The 6000-nt window shown below is 50.9% G+C and carries 3 protein-coding genes, 2 tRNA genes and 2 rRNA genes; all 7 read left to right on the forward strand.

All coding sequences use genetic code 11. The features are described from left to right. Nucleotide 1 precedes the first annotated feature (1 nt). The gene (locus BLL52_RS08515; RefSeq protein WP_075586251.1) at nt 2-865 is read left to right on the forward strand and encodes a CheR family methyltransferase; all 864 of its coding nucleotides are present in this window, start codon (nt 2-4) and stop codon (nt 863-865) included. A 129-nt stretch (nt 866-994) separates the two neighbouring features. Further along, complete coding sequence (cheD, locus tag BLL52_RS08520; protein ID WP_075586252.1) at nt 995-1624, forward strand: chemoreceptor glutamine deamidase CheD; 630 nt, start codon at nt 995-997, stop codon at nt 1622-1624. A gap of 9 nt (nt 1625-1633) precedes the next feature. Further along, nucleotides 1634-2725, forward strand: coding sequence for a protein-glutamate methylesterase/protein-glutamine glutaminase (locus BLL52_RS08525; RefSeq protein ID WP_075586253.1), 1092 nt, complete (start codon nt 1634-1636; stop codon nt 2723-2725). 315 nt (nt 2726-3040) lie between these two features. Next, nucleotides 3041-4577: ribosomal RNA gene (locus tag BLL52_RS08530) — 16S ribosomal RNA — on the forward strand. Between the two features lie 105 nt (nt 4578-4682). Next, a tRNA-Ile gene (locus tag BLL52_RS08535) sits at nt 4683-4759 on the forward strand. Nucleotides 4760-4810: 51 nt separating this feature from the next. Beyond that, a tRNA-Ala gene (locus tag BLL52_RS08540) sits at nt 4811-4886 on the forward strand. A gap of 399 nt (nt 4887-5285) precedes the next feature. After that, nucleotides 5286-6000: ribosomal RNA gene (locus tag BLL52_RS08545) — 23S ribosomal RNA — on the forward strand; the annotation flags it as partial.

Here is a 6000-nt window from a genome sequence, read left to right on the forward strand (position 1 = left end):
CATGATCGATTCTGTGGCTTTGTCGGCCGGGCAGGGCAACAACTCCGCCGACATGCAGAGCAGGGAGTTTTCCTGGTCTGACGCTGACTTTGACCGTGTCCAAAAGCTCATCTACCAACATGCCGGCATCAGCCTGCACAATGGTAAGCATGCAATGGTCTACAGTCGGTTGTCGCGTCGCTTGCGTGAGACCGGGCATAGAAGTTTCAATGAATATTTGTCTTGGCTGGAGTCAAGTGAGGGCCCTGAGTGGCAGGAGTTCATTAACGCTCTGACCACTAACTTGACATCATTTTTTCGTGAAAACCATCATTTCAAGATTTTTCACGATTACCTGACGGCTAATCGCCAAATAAGCAAATGGCGCGTCTGGTGTTGCGCAGCCTCAACGGGCGAAGAGCCTTATTCAATATTGATGACGGCGACGAACGCCTTAGGGGCGCATCCCAACTTGTCCCTTGTCGCGAGTGATATCGATTCAAAAGTCCTTGCCGCCGCCGCCGCTGGTGTTTACCGGGTTGAAAATTTGAAAAACATCAGTGATGCCCAGTTCAAAGAATTTTTTCTACGTGGAAAAGGCGCCAACGCAGGCATGGTCCGGGTCAAGCCAGACTTGCAAAAACTGGTCGAGTTCAGAATTGTCAATTTGGTGCGGGACTCGTGGCCGATTCAGGATTTGTTCGAAGTCGTGTTCTGTCGAAATGTCATGATTTATTTTGATGGGCCGACGCAGCGCAAAGTCCTTGAGCGAATTCACCGAGTTATGTCTCCGGGGGGGCTGCTGTTTGTAGGGCATGCTGAGAATTTCAGTGAGTCCCGGGACCTCTTTGTTCTGAAAGGCAAAACGGTGTATGCGCGAACATAAACCTGATGTGCCGCCCTTTTCAGAAGTCTTGTTTACATCTGATGCCAGGTTGCTGGCTTATCTATGAGCGAGTCTCCATTGGCTTCAAGTCGGGTGTCTGCACAGACGCCAGACTTGCAAAGGAGTTTCATGAGTGCGCGTGTGTCCCAATTGGAGCGTTTAAAGGCCCTTCCGCGTGTTCCAGGCGAGGCGTCATTCTTTTATGCGGATCACCACTTTCAGTACGACGCAGTGAAGGTTTTACCTGGGGAGTACTTCGTTTCCAATCAGGATTTGATGGTGATGACGGTGCTTGGATCATGCATTGCAGCGTGTATTTGGGATGGCCGTGTGCGTGCTGGTGGCATGAACCATTTCATGCTTCCAGAGGGTGATGGTACTGAGGGCGGTGGACGGTACGGATCCTACGCCATGGAGTTATTGATCAACCATTTGCTGAAGTTGGGTGCTAGGAGGGAGTCCATGCAAGCCAAGGTGTTCGGCGGCGCTCAAGTCATGGCCGGTTTTACGTCGATGAATGTTGGCGAGAGAAACACCAAATTTGTACTCGATTATTTGGCGACTGAGCGTATTCCTGTTGTCTCACAAGACGTTTTAGATATTCATCCACGAAAGGTTTGCTTTTTTCCGACATCGGGAAAAGTATTGGTCAAGCGTTTGGCGCATGCGCATCCCGAGACCCTGGCGGTCGAGGAGCGCAAAGGCAGTGCAGCGGCGGTGGTGCGTTCAACGTCTGGTGGCTCTGTTGACTTGTTTTGAGGAACCAGGTTGAAAACGATTCGCGTCCTCGTCGTTGATGACTCGGCTTTGGTTCGCAGCCTGCTTTCAGAAATCATCAACCGTCAATCTGACATGGCATGTGTTGGGGTTGCCAATGATCCGTTAATCGCTCGCGAGATGATCAGGGAGCTCAATCCCGATGTGATCACCCTGGATATTGAAATGCCTCGCATGGATGGCCTTGATTTTCTAGGTCGCCTGATGCGGCTTCGCCCCACACCAGTGGTCATGATCTCTACCCTGACGGAGCGAGGCGCTGAAGCGACATTGAAGGCGCTCGAGTTAGGCGCTGTTGATTTTGTTTCAAAGCCGCGGCTCGGCCTGGCTGATGGGCTGCGCGAACTCTCTGATCAAATAGTCGACAAAGTTCGTGCTGCGTCTCAGGCAAATGTTCGGAGGATCGCGCCCGCATCGGCGGTTAGTTCGACGGCACAGAAAGACACAGCACCCATCACGCCGTCAGTGCGGGCGACAGGGGCGAGCTTTTCGACTGAAAAGTTGGTTTTTATTGGCGCTTCCACGGGGGGAACCGAGGCCATCAAAGAGATTTTGGTTAGGTTGCCTGCGAATTTTCCTGCAGTGCTTGTCACCCAGCACATGCCACCCGGATTTACTAAGACTTTTGCCGCCAGGCTGAACGGGTTGAGCAAACTTGCTGTGAGGGAAGCTGTTAACGGTGAGCGACTGTTACCTGGTCACGCCTACATTGCGCCAGGTGGCACTCAGTTCCGTGTAGATCGAAGCGGTGCAAATTACCTCGCAGTCGTGGAAGATTGTCCGCCTGTGAACCGACATAAGCCATCTGTCGAGGTGCTTTTCAAATCAGCAGCAAAATTGGTCGGTCGCAACGCTTGCGGAGTTTTGCTCACTGGCATGGGTAACGATGGTGCCCAAGCTTTGCGTGAAATGAAGGACGCAGGCAGCTACAACTACGTTCAGGACGAAGCGTCGTGCATTGTGTTCGGCATGCCAAGGGAAGCCATGCTTTATGGCGCTGCCGATGAAGTTTTACCGCCAACAGCAATCGCTGAGAGTCTGATTCAGCGGCTTAGATCAGTTCCTGACCGGTACAGGATCTAGGAATCGGAAGCAGCAGGCCTCATAAAACGAAAATAGTTTAAAAGAACTTTGCAAAGGCGAAAAGTTGTGCAATAATACAAGGCTTCGCTGATCACAGTGGAGCAAGAAGGCAAGCGGTAAAAGCTGCTTGAGAGATCATTAAAAACATACAGCCGATAAGCGTGGGCGTTTGAAGCGAGGGGCTCAAGTTCTTTAGAACTTAGTCTTAATTGGCTAAAAACGCTCATGAAGTAAAAAAGATGTGAAATTCAGAAATGAAGTTCACGTTGATTCCAATTTATGAGTTGCACAGAGATGTGCAAAAAATTCAAGATCGAACTATAGAGTTTGATCCTGGCTCAGATTGAACGCTGGCGGCATGCCTTACACATGCAAGTCGAACGGCAGCACGGGAGCAATCCTGGTGGCGAGTGGCGAACGGGTGAGTAATATATCGGAACGTGCCCAGTCGTGGGGGATAACGCAGCGAAAGCTGTGCTAATACCGCATACGATCTCTGGATGAAAGCGGGGGACCTGCAAGGGCCTCGCGCGATTGGAGCGGCCGATATCAGATTAGCTAGTTGGTGGGATAAAAGCTCACCAAGGCGACGATCTGTAGCTGGTCTGAGAGGACGACCAGCCACACTGGAACTGAGACACGGTCCAGACTCCTACGGGAGGCAGCAGTGGGGAATTTTGGACAATGGGCGCAAGCCTGATCCAGCAATGCCGCGTGCAGGATGAAGGCCTTCGGGTTGTAAACTGCTTTTGTACGGAACGAAACGGCTCTTTCTAATAAAGAGGGCTAATGACGGTACCGTAAGAATAAGCACCGGCTAACTACGTGCCAGCAGCCGCGGTAATACGTAGGGTGCGAGCGTTAATCGGAATTACTGGGCGTAAAGCGTGCGCAGGCGGTTTTGTAAGACAGATGTGAAATCCCCGGGCTCAACCTGGGACCTGCATTTGTGACTGCAAGGCTAGAGTACGGTAGAGGGGGATGGAATTCCGCGTGTAGCAGTGAAATGCGTAGATATGCGGAGGAACACCGATGGCGAAGGCAATCCCCTGGACCTGTACTGACGCTCATGCACGAAAGCGTGGGGAGCAAACAGGATTAGATACCCTGGTAGTCCACGCCCTAAACGATGTCAACTGGTTGTTGGGTCTTTACTGACTCAGTAACGAAGCTAACGCGTGAAGTTGACCGCCTGGGGAGTACGGCCGCAAGGTTGAAACTCAAAGGAATTGACGGGGACCCGCACAAGCGGTGGATGATGTGGTTTAATTCGATGCAACGCGAAAAACCTTACCCACCTTTGACATGTACGGAACCCTTTAGAGATAGAGGGGTGCTCGAAAGAGAGCCGTAACACAGGTGCTGCATGGCTGTCGTCAGCTCGTGTCGTGAGATGTTGGGTTAAGTCCCGCAACGAGCGCAACCCTTGTCATTAGTTGCTACATTCAGTTGGGCACTCTAATGAGACTGCCGGTGACAAGCCGGAGGAAGGTGGGGATGACGTCAAGTCCTCATGGCCCTTATAGGTGGGGCTACACACGTCATACAATGGCTGGTACAAAGGGTTGCCAACCCGCGAGGGGGAGCTAATCCCATAAAGCCAGTCGTAGTCCGGATCGTAGTCTGCAACTCGACTACGTGAAGTCGGAATCGCTAGTAATCGTGGATCAGAATGTCACGGTGAATACGTTCCCGGGTCTTGTACACACCGCCCGTCACACCATGGGAGCGGGTTCTGCCAGAAGTAGTTAGCTTAACCGCAAGGAGGGCGATTACCACGGCAGGGTTCGTGACTGGGGTGAAGTCGTAACAAGGTAGCCGTATCGGAAGGTGCGGCTGGATCACCTCCTTTCTGGAAACAAAAGTTTCTCAAATTGAACGCTCACACTTATCGGTTGTTGGAAAGTCAAGTCGCTGATGACTGCGGTGAAAAGCCATGGTCGCAAGTGACCGACTTGGGTCTGTAGCTCAGTTGGTTAGAGCACCGTCTTGATAAGGCGGGGGTCGTTGGTTCGAGACCAACCAGACCCACCAGTGTCGGGCTATATCAGTGATTTTGGCTATCCAATAATTCTTTCTGGCTTGGGGGGTGTAGCTCAGCTGGGAGAGCGGCTGCTTTGCAAGCAGTAGGTAGCGGGTTCGAGTCCTGTCACCTCCACCAACGGTTTAGTAATACTTATCTGCTGCGTGTTTATTCAACACCAAAGCGGCTTCAGGTTGAAGTGTCTGAGGCCTCTTTGTTGTTGATCAAGATAGCTTGATCAACATTGGCCCATCCGTAAAGATGGGTGGCTGTTCTTTAACAATTTATAGAGTTTAATCAGCGTTGCTAGCGGAAAGTGCACATTCGTAAAGGTTTAGTGCACACCGTGCCGCTAGTGACAAATTTTTGATTGCGTCAAAATGAATATCAGACTTCACGTTTGAAATTCGAGTTATTCAAGTTAAATTGAATACGGCATAACGCGTCAGGTGAAAGACCTGACAAACATTCCTTGATAGAACGATGGTATTTCGAAAGAGTCCGCAAGGATCCTCTGTTGAGATGTCAAAGTTATAGGGTCAAGTGAATAAGAGCATGTGGTGGATGCCTTGGCAATGATAGGCGACGAAGGACGTGATAGCCTGCGATAAGCTTCGGGGAGCTGGCAAATTAGCTTTGATCCGGAGATTTCCGAATGGGGAAACCCACCTGCAAAGGTATCGCATGATGAATACATAGTCATGCGAGGCGAACCGGGTGAACTGAAACATCTCAGTAGCTCGAGGAAAAGACATCAACCGAGATTCCGAAAGTAGTGGCGAGCGAAATCGGAGAAGCCTGCAAGTGATAGCATAACTCTTAGCAAAACAGTCTGGAAAGTCTGGCCATAGCAGGTGATAGCCCTGTATGCGAAAAGAGATGTGTGATACTGAGCTTGCGACAAGTAGGGCGGGACACGTGTAATCCTGTCTGAATATGGGGGGACCATCCTCCAAGGCTAAATACTCATCATTGACCGATAGTGAACTAGTACCGTGAGGGAAAGGCGAAAAGAACCCCGGGAGGGGAGTGAAATAGATCCTGAAACCGCATGCTTACAAAAAGTAGGAGCCCGCAAGGGTGACTGCGTACCTTTTGTATAATGGGTCAGCGACTTACATTCAGTGGCAAGGTTAACCGAATAGGGAAGCCGTAGAGAAATCGAGTCCGAATAGGGCGTTAACTGGAAGGAAACTTCTAGTTTCGAGTCGCTGGGTGTAGACCCGAAACCAAGTGATCTATCCATGGCCAG

The organism is Rhodoferax antarcticus ANT.BR, from assembly GCF_001938565.1.
Lineage (GTDB): Bacteria > Pseudomonadota > Gammaproteobacteria > Burkholderiales > Burkholderiaceae_C > Rhodoferax > Rhodoferax antarcticus.

Bases quoted from the DNA above. Each gene is read 5' to 3' on its own strand.
- BLL52_RS08515 (WP_075586251.1), top strand. From the start codon at position 2: ATGATCGATTCTGTGGCTTTGTCGGCCGGGCAGGGCAACAACTCCGCC.
- cheD (WP_075586252.1), top strand. From the start codon at position 995: ATGAGTGCGCGTGTGTCCCAATTGGAGCGTTTAAAGGCCCTTCCGCGT.